General features: G+C 61.5%; 9 protein-coding genes and 1 pseudogene. 4 read left to right on the top strand and 6 right to left on the bottom strand.

The window, feature by feature from the left end; genetic code table 11:
* Positions 1-260 precede the first annotated feature (260 nt).
* Positions 261-1,823, bottom strand: a complete 1,563-nt coding sequence (locus ACQRC0_RS05105; RefSeq protein ID WP_427728288.1) for a cation:proton antiporter — start codon at positions 1,821-1,823, stop codon at positions 261-263.
* 184 nt (positions 1,824-2,007) lie between these two features.
* Here ACQRC0_RS05105 and ACQRC0_RS05100 point away from each other — a divergent pair, with 184 nt between their 5' ends.
* The 3 genes and pseudogenes from ACQRC0_RS05100 to ACQRC0_RS05090 all read left to right on the top strand — a co-directional run.
* The gene (locus tag ACQRC0_RS05100; RefSeq protein WP_427728286.1) at positions 2,008-5,754 is read left to right on the top strand and encodes a phosphoribosylformylglycinamidine synthase; all 3,747 of its coding nucleotides are present in this window, start codon (positions 2,008-2,010) and stop codon (positions 5,752-5,754) included.
* Positions 5,755-5,854: 100 nt separating this feature from the next.
* Positions 5,855-6,790 carry a DMT family transporter gene (locus ACQRC0_RS05095; protein ID WP_427728283.1) on the top strand — a complete coding sequence of 312 codons (936 nt, stop codon included), beginning with the start codon at positions 5,855-5,857 and terminating at the stop codon, positions 6,788-6,790.
* Positions 6,791-6,925: 135 nt separating this feature from the next.
* Positions 6,926-7,459, top strand: a pseudogene (locus tag ACQRC0_RS05090) (hypothetical protein); the annotation flags it as partial.
* Between the two features lie 307 nt (positions 7,460-7,766).
* On the opposite strand, the gene ACQRC0_RS05085 reads toward ACQRC0_RS05090, so the two are convergent.
* Both ACQRC0_RS05085 and ACQRC0_RS05080 read right to left on the bottom strand, forming a co-directional pair.
* A complete protein-coding gene (locus tag ACQRC0_RS05085; protein ID WP_427728280.1) occupies positions 7,767-8,909 on the bottom strand; it encodes a diguanylate cyclase domain-containing protein in 1,143 nt (380 codons plus the stop codon).
* Positions 8,910-9,068: 159 nt separating this feature from the next.
* Complete coding sequence (locus tag ACQRC0_RS05080; RefSeq protein WP_427728278.1) at positions 9,069-10,091, bottom strand: 2-keto-3-deoxygluconate permease; 1,023 nt, start codon at positions 10,089-10,091, stop codon at positions 9,069-9,071.
* Between the two features lie 514 nt (positions 10,092-10,605).
* Here ACQRC0_RS05080 and ACQRC0_RS05075 point away from each other — a divergent pair.
* Positions 10,606-11,418 (top strand): HD domain-containing protein, encoded by an 813-nt coding sequence (locus ACQRC0_RS05075; protein ID WP_427728276.1) that lies wholly within the window; start codon positions 10,606-10,608, stop codon positions 11,416-11,418.
* Here the strand turns inward: ACQRC0_RS05075 and ACQRC0_RS05070 are convergent.
* The 3 genes from ACQRC0_RS05070 to ACQRC0_RS05060 are packed head-to-tail and all read right to left on the bottom strand — an operon-like array spanning position 11,415 to position 15,040.
* On the bottom strand, positions 11,415-12,620 hold the full coding sequence (locus ACQRC0_RS05070) for an FAD-binding protein (protein ID WP_427728273.1): 1,206 nt from the start codon (positions 12,618-12,620) through the stop codon (positions 11,415-11,417). The genes ACQRC0_RS05075 and ACQRC0_RS05070 overlap by 4 nt on opposite strands.
* A complete protein-coding gene (locus ACQRC0_RS05065) occupies positions 12,621-13,436 on the bottom strand; it encodes an electron transfer flavoprotein subunit beta/FixA family protein (RefSeq protein ID WP_154517150.1) in 816 nt (271 codons plus the stop codon). It lies immediately after the preceding gene.
* Positions 13,437-13,438: 2 nt separating this feature from the next.
* Complete coding sequence (locus ACQRC0_RS05060; RefSeq protein ID WP_427728270.1) at positions 13,439-15,040, bottom strand: FAD-binding oxidoreductase; 1,602 nt, start codon at positions 15,038-15,040, stop codon at positions 13,439-13,441.
* Positions 15,041-15,373 lie beyond the last annotated feature (333 nt).

Genomic DNA, 15,373 nt, shown 5'->3' with positions numbered 1-15,373 from the left:
GACCTTCTTTCGGAAACTATGTCCCATTCTGGGCGCGGATTCTGGGACGCGCTTTCCGCAAGGCCTTTGATTCGGAAAGCGCATCCCATTTTGAACCTTCAGACTGGGGCGCGCTTTCCGGCAGGAGTCCAAAGCGGAAACCGCATCCCACTCTGGGCGTCCATTCTGGGATGTGACTTCCCGATGGGGGCCGATGCGGAAACTGCGTCCCGTTTCGGGTCTTTAAAGCGGGACGCGGCTTCCCCTAGGGAAGCATCTCGTTATTTGCCGTCGTCGTCCTGGGCTTCATCGCGCGCGTAGAGCTCCAGCATGCGGCGGCGGTATTCGCGCACGGCGAGCTTGGCGCGCTCCAAGCGGCGGCGCTCACGCGGAGTCAGCTTGGACGGGTCGATCTCGTCGCCATAGGTCTTCTCAGCCAGCAAATGAGCGGCGTCCACGATGCGGGCATCGATGTGGCCGCTCGCTGCCTCGATCGAGAGGCGGTCAGCAATGGAATCAAGGGTAGGTATGCCGTCGAGCGAACGCCCATGGCCATGCGAGGTCAAAAGCTCATGCTCGCGCGCGAGCAGGCTCGCTAGGTCGTGGTGGGCGCGCAGGATATCGAGTGCGTCGGCAGGGTGCTCGGCGACCTCCACCACGGCAGTGGCCGGCGCGGCATCGACCACGCGATAGAAGAGCTGCGCGAGCAGCGGCATCAAGAACACCGTGATGGCACCGGCGGCTACCATAACCGAGGCGACGTCTTGCGACAGAGCGCCTGCGTTGACGGCCACACTCGTCACGGCAACGATGATCGGCAGGGCCGTGGTGCAGTACAGGGCCACGGTAATGCGGCCATACGCCGAAACGTCACGTGTCGCGGGACAAATGCTCATAGAGACAAGGATCGGCACGGCGCGAATGATCAGCAACGCCGCGATAAAGCCCACGAGCAGACCCGGGCGCGACGCCACGGCCGTCAGGTCAATCTTTGCGCCCGACACGGTAAAGAACACCGGAATCAAAAAGCCATAGGCCAGGCCATCGAGCTTGGTCTCGAGCGTATGGTTGCCCTCGGGGATGATATAGCGCAGGACAAAGCCAGCGGCAAAAGAGCCCAACACGATGTCGAGGTCAAAGATGGCGGAAAATGCCACGAGTGTGACCAGGATGAGCACCGTCAGGCGCACGAATGTCTGCGACGTCGTGTCGGCCCGTTCCTCGACAAACGCAAAGAAGCGGCTGCCGACGCGCTTGGAGCGGCTCGGAACCACGGCCAACAGCACACAGACCAGTGCAAACAAGCCAAGGATCACGAGCGTCTGGATACCAGTACGAGCGGAGAGCAGCACCGACATGGCAAGCACGGGACCGAGCTCTCCCCACGTGCCATAGGCAAGGATGGAGTCGCCCACGCGCGTGCCGGTCAGCGAACGCTCACGCATGATGGGCACGAGCGTGCCGAGCGCCGTCGAAGTGAGCGCCAGCGTCACGGCGATACCGTCGAAATGGCTGACCGAGAACCACGGGGTAAAGCGCACGGCAAGCCAGGCGATGCCAAACGTGACGACCCACGTCGCCATACCGTAGCGCCCCTCGACGCCCGTGATGTTCTTGGGGTCGATCTCAAAGCCGGCAAGCAGGAACAAAAAGGCCAGACCGAGCTCGGACACAAGCGAGACCTCGGCATCTACATGGATGACGCCGAGCATATGAGGTCCCAGCACCGCGCCGAACACGAGCAAAAAGACCGTCTCGGGAACGGGCTTTCCGGGAATCGCCGATGCGATAAAGGGGCTTGCGAAAGCCACAAGCGCGATGATGGCGAGCGAAACGAATGCCATGTGATGCCTTTCTCTTGTTTGCGCTTCACTGTAGCACCCTCGCCGTCCTCAATACGTCATGAGCTGTCGTATCATAGTGACGTTTACAAATATGTGGCTCAAGGCGACCGCGAGGCTTGTCCCGCAAACCGACCGCTGCCGCATACCGCACCGTACGCCCAACCGATCAGGAAGGCAGGAACCAATGGTCTCTCGTATTTACGTGGAGAAGAAACCCGGGTTCGACGTCGAGGCTCAGCAGCTCAAGGGCGAGCTGACCGAAATTCTCGGCATCAAGGGCATCGAGGCCCTGAGGATCATCAACCGCTACGACGTCGAGGGCATCGACGAGGAGCTTTTCCGCTCCTGCGTGCCGGCCGTCTTTAGCGAGCCCCAGGTCGATGTGACCTACGACGAACTCCCCGCAAGCGATGGCGCCGTCTTTGCCGTCGAATTCCTGCCTGGCCAGTTTGACCAGCGCGCCGACTCCGCCAGCGAGTGCGTGCAGCTCATCAGCCAGGGCGAGCGCCCCGCCGTGCGCTCCGCCAAGGTCTATATGATCTCGGGCACTCTGGACGAAGCCGCCATCGAGGCCATCAAGCACTACGTGGTGAATCCCGTCGAGGCCCGCATCGCCTCGCTCGACCTACCCGAGACGCTGTACATGGAGACCCCCGAGCCCCAGCCCGTCGAGGTGCTCGACGGCTTCCGCGAACTCGACGAGGCCGGCCTTGCCGCCTTTATCTCCGAGCGCGGCCTTGCCATGGACGAGGCGGACATCGCCTTCTGCCAGCAGTACTTCCGCGATGAGGACCGCGACCCCACCATCACCGAGATCCGCGTGATCGACACCTATTGGTCCGACCACTGCCGCCACACCACCTTCGGTACCGTCCTGGACGATGTGACAATCGATGACGCCGTGGTACAGCAGGCCTTCGACCGCTATATGGAGATGCGCCACGAGCTCGGTCGCGACGCCAAGCCCGTCTGCCTCATGGACATGGGCACCATCGGTGCCAAGTACCTTAAGAAGACCGGCGTCATGACCGATGTCGACGAGTCCGAGGAGATCAACGCCTGCACCGTCAAGGTGAAGGTCGATGTCGACGGCGAGGACCAGGACTGGCTGTTCCTGTTTAAGAACGAGACCCACAACCACCCGACCGAGATCGAGCCCTTCGGCGGTGCCGCCACCTGCGTGGGCGGCGCCATCCGCGACCCGCTCTCTGGCCGCAGCTATGTGTACCAGGCCATGCGCGTCACCGGCGCCGGCGACCCCACCGTCCCGGTCTCCGAGACGCTCGAGGGCAAGCTGCCGCAGCGCAAGCTCGTGACCACCGCTGCCGCCGGCTACTCCAGCTACGGCAACCAGATCGGCCTTGCCACCGGTCAGGTCAACGAACTCTATCACCCCGGCTACGTGGCCAAGCGCATGGAGGTCGGCGCCGTCGTGGGCGCCACCCCGGCAAACCACGTGCGTCGCGAGTGCCCCGCCCCCACCGACAAGATCATCCTGCTGGGCGGCCGCACCGGCCGTGACGGCATCGGCGGCGCCACCGGCTCCTCCAAGACCCAGAACACCGATTCCATCGAGACCTCGGGTGCCGAGGTCCAGAAGGGCAACGCCCCGGTCGAGCGCAAGCTGCAGCGTCTGTTCCGCCGCGGCGACGCCTGCCGCCTGATCAAGCGCTGCAACGACTTTGGCGCCGGCGGCGTCTCGGTCGCCGTGGGCGAGCTTGCCGACGGCCTGTATGTCGACCTGGACACCGTGACCAAGAAGTACGATGGCCTGGACGGAACCGAGCTCGCTATCTCCGAGTCCCAGGAGCGCATGGCCTGCGCCGTCGCCGACGGTGACGTCGAGGAGTTCATGGGTTATGCCGCCGAGGAGAACCTGGAGGCGACCGTCATCGCCGAGGTTACCGCCGAACCGCGCATGCGTATGGCCTGGAACGGCGTCGCCATCGTCGATCTGTCCCGCGAGTTCCTCAACTCCAACGGCGCACCCAAGCACCAGGTCGCCCACGTGTGTGCCCGCAGCGTGTGGCAACCCAGCTGGGCCGGCACCACGCTTGCCGAGCGCATGACCTCGCTTGTCACCGATCTCAACGTCGCCTCCAACAAGGGCCTTTCCGAGCGCTTCGACTCCACCATCGGTGCCGCTACCGTGCTCATGCCCTTTGGCGGCAAGACGCAGCTCACCCCGAGCTCTGCCATGGTCGCCAAGTTCCCCGTGGACGGCGAGACCACCACGGCGAGCGCTATGGCATGGGGCTTCAACCCCTACCTGATGGAGGCCGACCAGTTTGCAGGCGCCTACCTGTCCGTGGTCGAGTCCATCGCCAAGCTCGTTGCCGCCGGCTTTGAGCACAAGCGCGCCTACCTCTCCTTCCAGGAGTACTTTGAGCGCCTGCGCACCGAGCCCGAACGTTGGGGCAAGCCCATGGCAGCCGTCCTGGGCGCCCTTATGGCCCAGGTCGACCTGGGTGCCGGCGCCATCGGCGGCAAGGATTCCATGAGCGGCTCGTTTGAGGACGAGGCCGGCGAGCTCAACGTTCCGCCGACCCTGATCAGCTTCGCTGTCGCCGTGGGCCGTGCCGCCCGCGCCGTCTCCCCCGAGTTTAAGGGCCTCACGCACCGCGTCGTTCGCATCGCCCCCGCCACCTATGGCGAGGACTACCGCCCCGATGCCCAGCAGCTGCTCGCCGCGTTTGACGCCGTCGAGGCGCTCACCGCTACCGGCGACGCCCTGGCCGTCTCCACGCCCGGCTACGGCTGCGGCGCCGAGAGCCTCTTTAAGATGTGCGTCGGCAACCAGATCGGTATCGAGCTTGCCGAAGATGTGGACGTGGAGAGCCTCTTCACCCCGCTCTACGGCAGCTTTATCGTCGAGCTCGCCGAGGACGCCGAGCTGCCCGAGGTCGCCGACGGCGTTGTCGTCGAGCCCCTGGGTACCACCGTCGAGGGCTATGTCATCGACACCGGCTCCGAAGTCATCGAGCTCGCCGAGCTCCAGGAGGCCTGGGAGAGCGGTATCGAAGGCGTCTTCGCCTACCGCAGCGCCGGCGAGACCCCCGAGGTCGAGGCCATCGACTTCCGCGCCAAGGATATCCACGTGTACGGCGGCGCCAAGATCGCCCGCCCGCGCGTGATCATCCCTGTGTTCCCCGGCAACAACTGCGAGTACGATAGCGCCCGCGCCTTCCGCGCCGCCGGCGCCGAGGCCGACACCTTCGTGATCAACAACCTCACGCCCGAGGCCGTCGCCGAGAGCACCCACGAGCTCGCCCGCCGCATCCGTGCAAGCCAGATCGTCATGATTCCCGGCGGCTTCTCGGGCGGCGACGAGCCCGACGGCTCCGCCAAGTTCATCACGGCGTTCTTCCGCGCTCCCGAGGTCACCGAGGCAGTCCGCGACCTGCTTAAGGCCCGCGACGGCCTGATGCTGGGCATCTGCAACGGCTTCCAGGCCCTGATCAAGCTCGGCCTGGTGCCCTACGGCGACATCGTCGACGCCACGCCCGATGCGCCCACGCTGACGTTCAACACCATCGGTCGCCATCAGAGCCGTCTGGTGCGCACCCGCATCTCGTCCAACCTGTCCCCGTGGCTGTCGCAGTGCAGTCTGGACGACCCCTACACCGTCGCCATCAGCCACGGCGAGGGCCGCTTTGTCGCCAACGATGAAGTGCTCGCCCAGCTGATCGCCAACGGCCAGGTCGCCACGCAGTACGTGGGCGAGGATGGCAAGCCCAGCATGGATCTCTCCGTCAACCCCAACGGCTCCGCGCTCGCCATCGAGGGCATCACGAGCCCCGACGGCCGCGTCCTGGGCAAGATGGGCCATGCCGAGCGTCGCGGCGACAACCTGTACCGCAACGTGCCCGAGCATGTCCCCGGCGATAAGTTCATGCCGATCTTTGAGAGCGGCGTAGCCTACTTCGCTTAAATACGTTCCCATCGGGTACAATCCCCTCGGGTAACAACACCCGCCACCGGCACACCCGGTGGCGGGTTCTTTTTTACTTCGCGCATACAGGAAGGACATCATGGAAAGCCGCAAGCCGTATCTCGCCACCCTGCCCGGACTCATCCTGGGCTGCCTCGTCTGCTGCGCACTCTGGGGGTCGGCTTTCCCCTGCATCAAGATCGGCTATGAGCTCTTTGGCATCCCCGCGCACGATAGCGCCTCGCAGCTGCTCTTTGCGGGCTTGCGCTTCACGCTTGCCGGCGCCCTGGTTATCGTTGGGATGAGCGCGGCCCAGCGCTGCCCACTCGTTCCACAGGCTCGCGACATTAAGCCCATCTGCATCCTGTCGCTCTTCCAGACTATCGGGCAGTACTTCTTTTTCTACCTGGGACTCTCGCGCGCCAGCGCCATGTCGAGTTCCATCATCGAGGCCAGCGCCAACTTCCTCGCCATCCTCTTTGCCGCTCTGGCGTTTCGCACCGAAAAGCTCGATGCGACCAAGGTGCTCGGCTGCGTACTGGGCTTTGCCGGCGTCGCATTCGTCAACCTTTCGGGTGCGGACGGCACCTTTGGCTTTACACTCGACGGCGAGGGATTTATCTTGGCTTCCACTATTGCGGGCGCCCTGTCGACCTGCCTCATTGGCATCTTCTCGCGCGAGCATGACGGCGTCTTGCTCGCCGGCTGGCAGTTTTTGGTCGGCGGTTTGGTCCTTACCGCCATCGGGTTTTTGATGGGCGGCGCGCTATTCCCCACCGAAATCGCCCCCGCCATCGCGCTCATCATTTATATGGCGCTCATTTCCGCCGTCGCGTACTCGCTGTGGTCCCGCCTACTCGCCGTCAACCCCGTTAGCCGCGTTTCGGTCTTTGGCTTTATGAACCCGGTCTTTGGCGTGCTGTTGAGCGCGTTGTTGCTCGGAGAGGGCGCTGGCACGAGCCCCGTTACCGTAATTGTGGCCCTGCTCTTGGTCTGCAGTGGCATCATCATTGTCAACAAACCTAAAAAGGCCTAACAAACCACCCCGTTTGGAAAAGGGCAGCTCTCGCTTTAGCTTAATGGAGTACACTGTATCTCGTTGATTTCGTACCGAGTCGCGGCGACAGACGCCGTCTTGCCGTAACGCGCCGGCGACATCGAGGGGATACAGATGCATAAGAAACTGGTTATGGGAAACCAGGCCTTTGCGTATGCCGCGCTTGCGGCGGGCGTTCGCGTGGTCGCCGGTTACCCGGGCACGCCGTCGACGGAACTTGTCGAGACAGTTGCCAAACTCAAGGCCCAAGGTAGTGCCGAGGGTGTCCACGTCGAGTGGTCGACCAACGAAAAAGCCGCGCTCGAGGTGCTGGCAGGCGCATCGTATGCAGGAGCGCGCTGCCTTTTTACCTGCAAACAAGTCGGACTAAACGTTGCCTCCGACCCGCTCATGAGCCTCAACTACGTGGGCATCAAGGGCGGCCTGGTGCTGTTTGTTGCCGATGATCCCGGCCCCATCTCCTCTCAAACCGAGCAGGATACGCGCCGCTTTGCCGCATTTGCGAAGATCCCCGTGCTCGATCCGCAAAATCTGGAGCAGGGTTACGCGATGATGCAAGAGGCATTTGAAATCTCGGAGCGCTACCATACGCCCGTTATCGTGCGCCCCACCACCCGCGTATGTCACGCCTCAACCTATTTGGAGGTACCCGAGCATACCGTCGCACATCCCGCTGGCACCTTTGAGAAGGATCCCAAATGGGTTATCTTCCCACGCCGTTCGTTTACCGCCCATGGCGAGGTTAACGAGCGCCTGCCGCAGATTGCAGATGCCTACTCCAGCGGCAAGGCCGCAGACGCGTTTAACCCCATCGAAAACCATGGCGATGCCACGCCGCGCCTGGTGAGCTGCCGCGCTCCGAGAAAAAGACGAGGCGCATCTTCGACAGCCGATACTAGTCCCCGAAAGCGCAGAAGGGGCGCACGACCATCGCAACGGTCGTGCGCCCCTTTTTCTAGCGTATCTGGACGCCGACTTTCTTCTTCTCGCGCTTTACGCGGTAGAGCTCCGCGTCGGCAGCACGGAGCAAGTCTTGCCAGGTATCGACGCCATCACCAACCCGTGCGTAGCCGATGGACATCCGCAACAGATACGGAACCTCGGCGCGCGCGAGCTCGTCGTTGATTGCCGCGCACAGATGCAAGATATCCTGCTCCGCTATCGCCTTTTGAAGCACCACGAACTCATCGCCGCCATAACGCGCGATAAAGCTACCAGACGCCGAGCAGACTTCTTTGAGCGCAGCGGATATGACCTGAAGAGCATGGTCGCCCTCCACATGTCCATAGCGGTCGTTAATCTGCTTAAAGCCGTCGGCGTCCATCACAAGCAGATACACGTCTTTGGCCTGATCCACATTTGAGAAGAGCGACAGTATATAGGTCTCAAAACGGTTGCGATTGTTGAGGCCAGTCAACGGGTCGGTCGAGATGAGCTGCTCCTGGAAGACAATGTAGAGCAGCAATATGCTAATCATTATGCCGACACAAAGGCCGGGCAACGAGTATACAACCTGAAAGGTACCGCCCACCAGGGCCGGAATGGCGAAAAATGCCAAGGTTCGATAGATGGTCTTCGTCTGCAGGCTCTCGACCCTGCGAGATTGCACAAACGCATGTAGGGACGTATGTATAACGTAACAGTAGCTGACAATGGGCTGGATCATATAAGCAGAGCCGCGACTATACACGCCCTGCGAATCGATATAGAACAGGGCGTGCGTCCAGTAACTGGTAAACGCCAGCACGACCACCAGAACCGTAGGCGACGCTACAAGCACCACCCTATAGCGCGAGGCCAAAAGGCGAGAACCCTGCACCGTCTCGGAATAGATAAACCAAATGAGACACACGATGGCAAAGAGCGAAAACGAAACCGCGTTGGAAATCCAGTTGACAGCAATGCCCAACGTGCCGTCCACACCATCCAATAGCACCCAGATCATATCGAATAATATGTACGCGGCAGAGGTGTAGCCAAGCATGCTAAACAATAGCTGCTGGGTGCTCGAGAACAAGGAGCGACGACTCCGCACGGCAAGCCCGATAAGAACAATCATGCTTAGCAGGAATATCTCAATCTTGAGCGCCTTGACCACCAGGCCCATCTCCCCATCATCAAACCGACAGCGCTTCTCCGAGCCGCACGCATCACCATAACTCCCCCAATCCAGAGGGGAATAAGGGAATAATACCAGAGCGCCCGGGCGCTCTCACGGCGCGAGTTGCACGCCAGCATCATTGATGGGCGCCGATGGCTACTCGCCATCGATGTCGGCCGCGACGGCTTCCTCGATGGCCTCGACACCGGCGGGCGACAGGTCTTCCTTGCCCTGGTAGAACTTCTTATCGACCCAACCGGTCAGAATCGGAGCCATGATTGCCGTGATGATGACGGCGGTGGCGATCTGAGCGTATGCGGTGGGCGCAAGCTCGGCATAGCGCGGCGCGACCTCGGCAAGAGCAACCGGCGTGGTCATAGCCGTGCCGGCGATGGTGGAACAAGCCACGGCGGCTTTGCCGTTACCGCCGCACAGGCGCTCGAACGCAAAGGTGATGGGACCGACGACAAACAACGTGACAAGGCCCAGCAAGATGCCGGAAATGCCGCCGGTGATAAAGCTCGACAGGCTCATAGACGCACCGAGCTGAAATCCGATGACGGCGATCGCAGGATTGGTGCCGGGAACCAGCAGGTTCTTGATGAACGGGAAGAGGTTGCCCAAAACCATGCCAATCACGAGCGGCAGGATGGAACCGATGATGGTGCCAACGGGAATGTTGGCAAGACCAGAGACACCAAGAATGATCATGGTAACCGCAGGGCCCGCCGTGAAGAACAGGATGCCCACGGCGCCCTGCTCGGACTCGTCGCCAAACTCGCCCATGATGCCCGTGTAGAGCGCCATGTTGCAAAACGTAATGCCGCCGATGATGGAAACCGAGCTCAGGCCCAAAAAGTTGTCATTAAAGAAATACGCAACGCTCAAGCCCAGCACGGCTGCCACCACAAGCTTAGGAATCAGTACGACGATGCCGGTCTTGATGGCACCCGGCGTGGACTTAAAGCTGATGCCGGCACCCACGAACAACAGGATCGCGGCGACGATGGTATTGGAACCGCCGCGGCAGGCGGCGGTAAAGAAGCCGCCGATCTCGAAGACCTGCGGGCAGAAGGTATTAAGCAAAAGGCCAACGATCATCGGGTAGATCATGATGTCACCCGGAATGCGCGGTACTTTGAATTTCTTTTGCTCGTTGGCGATCGCTTCCTGTGCCATGAAACCCCCATTTCCGCCGACGCAGAACAAAAGCCCACGTCATGCTTTGCTACAGTAAAGTTTGACCATGGTACCAGAAGAAGCAGACCGGCTCGGTGAGAAATCCGTTTCGTTGGGCCCGGACGGTAAACGCACCCCACTCCTATACGAGGCTCAAAACGATATAGAGCCCGATACCCGAGACGCAGCACCACAACATCGACTTTGTCTTGATTGCCACCGCAACGACGCCGACAGCCGCTGCGAAAAGAGCAGGCAAATAAAGAGCGATGTGCAGACAAAACCCGCAATAGCGGTGGGGACATCGACAACGGCGCGCCTATCGCAACATTGGTAAGCATCACCGGCCAGACGGTTTTAACGATTTTGAGCACCATAGTGTTCCTCGTCCCGACAAGCTTTCCGAGCCGCATTCGACGACATGGCAGAATCATCGCCCGGCGGCAACCGAGTTCACCTACAATTGCCACCGGATCGAAAGACACAGAAAGACACAGCTTTTTAGGAAGTCGTTATGACAGCTATCGATCGAACGGGGGCAATCGCGGCCTTCAGGACCTACACCGATGCCTACGATGCCTCCAATCCGCGTATCGCGCTCAAAATCGAGCATACGTACCACGTTGCCGAGGCATGCGATGCCGTGGCACGCAAGCAGGACTGGACACCGCAGGACATTGACCTGGCGTGGCTTTGTGGGATGTTGCACGATATGGGCCGCTTTGAGCAGCTGCGACGCTGGGACACGTTTAAGGATGCCGAGAGCATGAGCCATGCGAAGTTGGGCCTCGAGGTCCTCTTTGGCAAAAACCCTGCAGACGCGCCCGCGGCAACAAGTATCCGCGACTTTATCGACAGCCCGGCAGAAGACGAGCTCATCCGCGCGAGCATCGCCTATCACAGTGACTTTCGCCTGCCGGCACAACTCGACGAGCGTACACGGTGCTTCTGCGATATCGTGCGCGATGGCGACAAAATCGACATTATGCGCACCATCGCCGACAGCACCGTCGACACCATCCTCAAGGTGGATGAGGACGCATTTCTCGCCAGCCACTTCTCGGCGCCGACGTTGGCCGCCTTTGACGAGCACCGCTGCGTCGCACGTGATGAACGCGACGAGCCCGCGGACTACCTGGTAGGACTCATCTGCTTTATGTTTGAGCTCGTCTATCCGGCGAGCCGCGCGCTGGCGCGCGAGCAGGGCGATATCTACCGCCTGCTCGACGCGCCCTTTGGTATTACGCAGCCCTTTACCGACCCCGCCACACAGGCAACCTGGAGCCGTCTTAGGGAAGAGATGCGCGACTGGCTGGCGCGCGCCTAGCGCTCAAGCTGGGCTAGCAGCTCCTCGACGACCTCGACGGCATCACCGACAACCTTGTACTGGGCAGCACCAAAGATGGGGGCATCCGGGTCCTCGTTGATGGCGATAATGCATTCCGCCCCACCGATGCCGGCAAGATGCTGGATGGCGCCCGAAACACCGATACTCACAAGAATCTTGGGCGAAACCGATACGCCCGTCTGGCCAATCTGATGGCGATACTCCAACCAGCCGGCCTCCACGACAGGTCGCGTGCAGCCAAGCTCGGCTCCCAGAGCCTCGGCGAGCCTTCGCATCAGCGGCAGGTTTTTCTTGGAACCAATGCCGCGACCTACCACGACCAGGCGCTCGGCATCGGCGATTGAAGCCTGCTGTCCCCACTCCTCGGCGGGAATCGAGATCTCGACACGAGCCTTAGCATCATCCGCAAGTGCTATCTGGGTGATCGTGCCGGAGCGGCCGTAGTCAAAGTCGGGCGCCTTAAAGATGCCGGGGCGCACCGTTGCCATCTGGGGACGATGATTGGGGCAGACGATGGTGGCCATCAGGTTGCCGCCAAACGCCGGACGCGTCTGTTGCAGCAGCCCCGTCTCCGTATCCATCGAAAGCACGGTGCAGTCAGCCGTAAGGCCCGTCTGCAAACGCACGGCAACGCCGGGTGCCAGTTCGCGGCCAAAGGCGGTCGCTCCGTACAGAATGGCCTCGGGCTTGCGCTCTGCCACCAAATCGCAGATGAGGCGAGCATAGACCTCCACATCGTTCTGGCGCAGACGCTCGTCGCGACAGATCAGGACCTCGTCTGCACCGGCGCAAACCAGATGCTCCAGGTCACCGAGAGAACCCTCGGGGCCCATGCCGACCAGCGCCACCAGGCGACAGCCGCGTGTATCCGCAAGCTCGCGGCCCTTGCCCATGAGCTCGAAGGCAACGGGAGTCACCGTATCGTGCTCGTCGGTCTGCGCGAATACCCAAATGTCTCGATATGCATCGAGGTCAACCGCGCCGGCGGCCTCGTCGCGCTCGATCGAAATGGCATTGACGGGGCAAGCGTCGACGCACCCGCCGCATAGGATGCAGCCGTCGGTTACGCGGGCGCAACGGTTGGGCCGCTCGCCTTCCACTACGATGCCGCCCGAGGCACAGGCGCGAACGCAGCGACCACAGCCGATACAGGCTTCGCTATCGATAATCAGTCCGCTCATCTATGCCATCCCCTCGATAATCTTGGCAAGTTTCGCCGCCTGCTCGGACGCCGTTCCGTCAACGGCCTCGCACGTTTGGTCGCGGTCGGGCACAAACGATCGCACGACCTGTGTCGGCGAGCCGGCAAGACCGCAGCGCGCGGGGTCGGCGTTCACGTCGGCAGCGTTGACCACGCGCACGTCCGCCTCCTCGGCCGCACGAATACCGGCGATACTCGGCATGCGCAGTTGGCCAATCTCCTTGGCAGTCGTCATCGCGCACGGCATCTCAAGATAGACTGTCTCCTCGCCGGCATCGCAGCCGTGAACAAGCGCCAGTGAACCACAGGTCGTAAAGCCCGCACTCTGCACGCAGCTCACGTCGGTCACGCAGGGAATCTCGAAGGCACCGGCAAGCTCGGGACCAATCTGGGCCGTATCGCCGTCCACCGCCATCTTGCCGCAGATGAGCAGGTCGAAGTCCTCGTCGAGCGCCTCGATGCCGCACTTGAGGGCATAGGTGGTTGCCAGGGTATCGGCACCTGCAAAGGCGCGATCGGTTAGCAGCAGTGCGTCATCGGCGCCTCGGGCGATGCAGTCGCGCAATAGCGATTCAGTCGCGGGGATGCCCATCGACACCACCGTTACGCGCACGTCCATGCCAAAGCCGATAAAGTCGTCCTTCAGCGCCAGCGCGCATTCCAAAGCGCTCGCATCAAAGGGATTAATGACCGCCTGCTTGCCATCGCGCACGATGGTATTGGTCTTGGGGTCCATCTTGACCTCGGTGCTGCCCGGCACCGCCTTGACGCACACCACCATATGGAAATCGCTCATCTTCACGCGCCCCCTTTCTGGACGAGCTCATCCAAGAGCTTCTCCGAAAACAGGTTACCGCGGCCCAGCTGCCCGGCAGGATCGAGCTGGAGCTTGAGCCGCGCCGACTCGACCATGGCCTCGTGACCGTACATCGTCTCCAAGAAGCCCGCCTTGATCTTGCCGACGCCGTGTTCGGCGGAGACGGCGCCGCCCATGGCCGTGACCTCGGAAGCCCACTGGGCAAAGAGCTCTCCGCCGCGGCGGTAATCCTGCGCATCGCGCGGCAGAATGTTCACATGCAGATGGTTGTTACCGATGTGCCCCCAGGCGGCAGATTCAAGCCCACTTTCGGCCAACGTGCGGCGATAAAGGGCGATGACATCGGCCAAGTGCGCGTTGGGCACCGACATATCCGACCCCAGCTTGGTAATGGTGGGGTCCGTGCGGCGACGCTCGTCAATGAGCATGTTGACGCTCTCGGGCACCGCATGGCGGAAGAATCGCTGACACTCGCGATCGACCTCGGTGCGCGCGACCCATGTCGCATCGTCGCTGCCGCCCGCAAGCTCCAGTACCCACCCCAAGTGATACAGCTCCTCAGTCGCCTGGGCTTCGTCGTCGCAGTCGAGCTCCACGTAGACACAGACCTTGGCGTCTTTGTCGAGCGCCGGCAGCGAGGCAAACGCGGTCGACTGCTCGCGCTGACGACGCAGGATATCCAGGGCACCCGCATCGAAATATTCGATGGCAGCCGCGTGGGACAGGACGGGACGTACAGAATCGGTGAAGGACACGGCCTTGTCTTCGCTGTCAAAGAAGCAGCTCACGCCCCAAACGACCGCAGGCGCCGCCTGCAGGGCAATCTCGAGCTCGGTGATGACGCCGAGTGTGCCACACGCACCGATAAACAGATCGATGGCATCCATATCGTCAGCAACGAAATAGCCCGAAGCATTTTTGGTCTTGGGCATGGTGTAGTCGGGAAGGTCGAGCTCGAGCGTGCGGCCCTGCACCGTGACGAGCGAAAGGCGACGACCCTGTGCAAAAACCTCGCCACGGTGAAGCTCGAGCAGGTCGCCATCGGTCAGCACGACATGAAGGCCCGTGACGTGAGGGCGCATGGGGCTGTAAGCGTAGCTACGGGCGCCGGAAGCGTTGCATGCCGCCATACCGCCCAGGCAGGCAGATGCCTCGGTGGGATCGGTAGGAAAGAATTGCTCGGGAGCTTCCTGGAACTCCTCGTAGGCCTCAAGCGATGCCTGGTCCCAGCCGGCAGTCGGCAGCACTTTCTTGCCCAGTTGCTTGCGCAGCTCAGACAGCACGACGCCGGGCGCCACGCGCAAAAGAAAGCGGCCCTGCTCATCGCGGCGAATGCCTAGGTAGCGATTCATGCGGGAAGTATTGAGAATGTGACCGCCATGAGGCACGGCGCCGGCGGCAAGACCGGTCCGGGCGCCCTGAACCGTCACCGGGACACGCTCGGCATGGAGCTTTTCCATAATGGCGCGGACCTCGTCCTCCGTTGTCGGAAACGAGATGCTCGAGGCCTCGCCCGATGTGCGAGACTCATCGCGACCATACTCTTCGAACTCGTCGGTGAAGGGTTTGATGGTTGCAGACACGCGAACTCCCCCTTTAGCTAACTACAGTGTTTGCAGGGAAATGTTACCGCATCGTTTCACCGACATGTTCGAGACCGTCTCCATAATTGACGTTTTTAACGTTCGCGCAATTCGGCGAACGGTGGAATTTTCGAGACAAGCGACGCTTTTGCCACACGTTGCCGCGCAGCCACAACATGTGCATTTATCAGTCAAAAATAGTTGAGATTTTTTTCACATGCTTTTACCTGCGGGGATATCGGCTCGTCAAGCAATTGGTTAGTTATTGGGCAAGTTGCGGCTGATACGGTCGGCATCGACAGCCAAACCAATAGGAGTTTTGGCCCCAGAGCA

It is taken from the genome of Collinsella sp. SGI.033 (assembly GCF_050315135.1).
Lineage (GTDB): Bacteria > Actinomycetota > Coriobacteriia > Coriobacteriales > Coriobacteriaceae > Collinsella.
The sequence above is the reverse complement of the archived record's forward strand: the minus strand, read 5'-3'. Positions and strand labels throughout refer to the sequence as shown.

Bases quoted from the DNA above. Each gene is read 5' to 3' on its own strand.
- ACQRC0_RS05095 (WP_427728283.1), top strand. From the start codon at position 5,855: ATGGAAAGCCGCAAGCCGTATCTCGCCACCCTGCCCGGACTCATCCTG.
- ACQRC0_RS05070 (WP_427728273.1), bottom strand. From the start codon at position 12,620: ATGAGCGGACTGATTATCGATAGCGAAGCCTGTATCGGCTGTGGTCGC.
- ACQRC0_RS05075 (WP_427728276.1), top strand. From the start codon at position 10,606: ATGACAGCTATCGATCGAACGGGGGCAATCGCGGCCTTCAGGACCTAC.
- ACQRC0_RS05080 (WP_427728278.1), bottom strand. From the start codon at position 10,091: ATGGCACAGGAAGCGATCGCCAACGAGCAAAAGAAATTCAAAGTACCG.
- ACQRC0_RS05100 (WP_427728286.1), top strand. From the start codon at position 2,008: ATGGTCTCTCGTATTTACGTGGAGAAGAAACCCGGGTTCGACGTCGAG.
- ACQRC0_RS05065 (WP_154517150.1), bottom strand. From the start codon at position 13,436: ATGAGCGATTTCCATATGGTGGTGTGCGTCAAGGCGGTGCCGGGCAGC.
- ACQRC0_RS05105 (WP_427728288.1), bottom strand. From the start codon at position 1,823: ATGGCATTCGTTTCGCTCGCCATCATCGCGCTTGTGGCTTTCGCAAGC.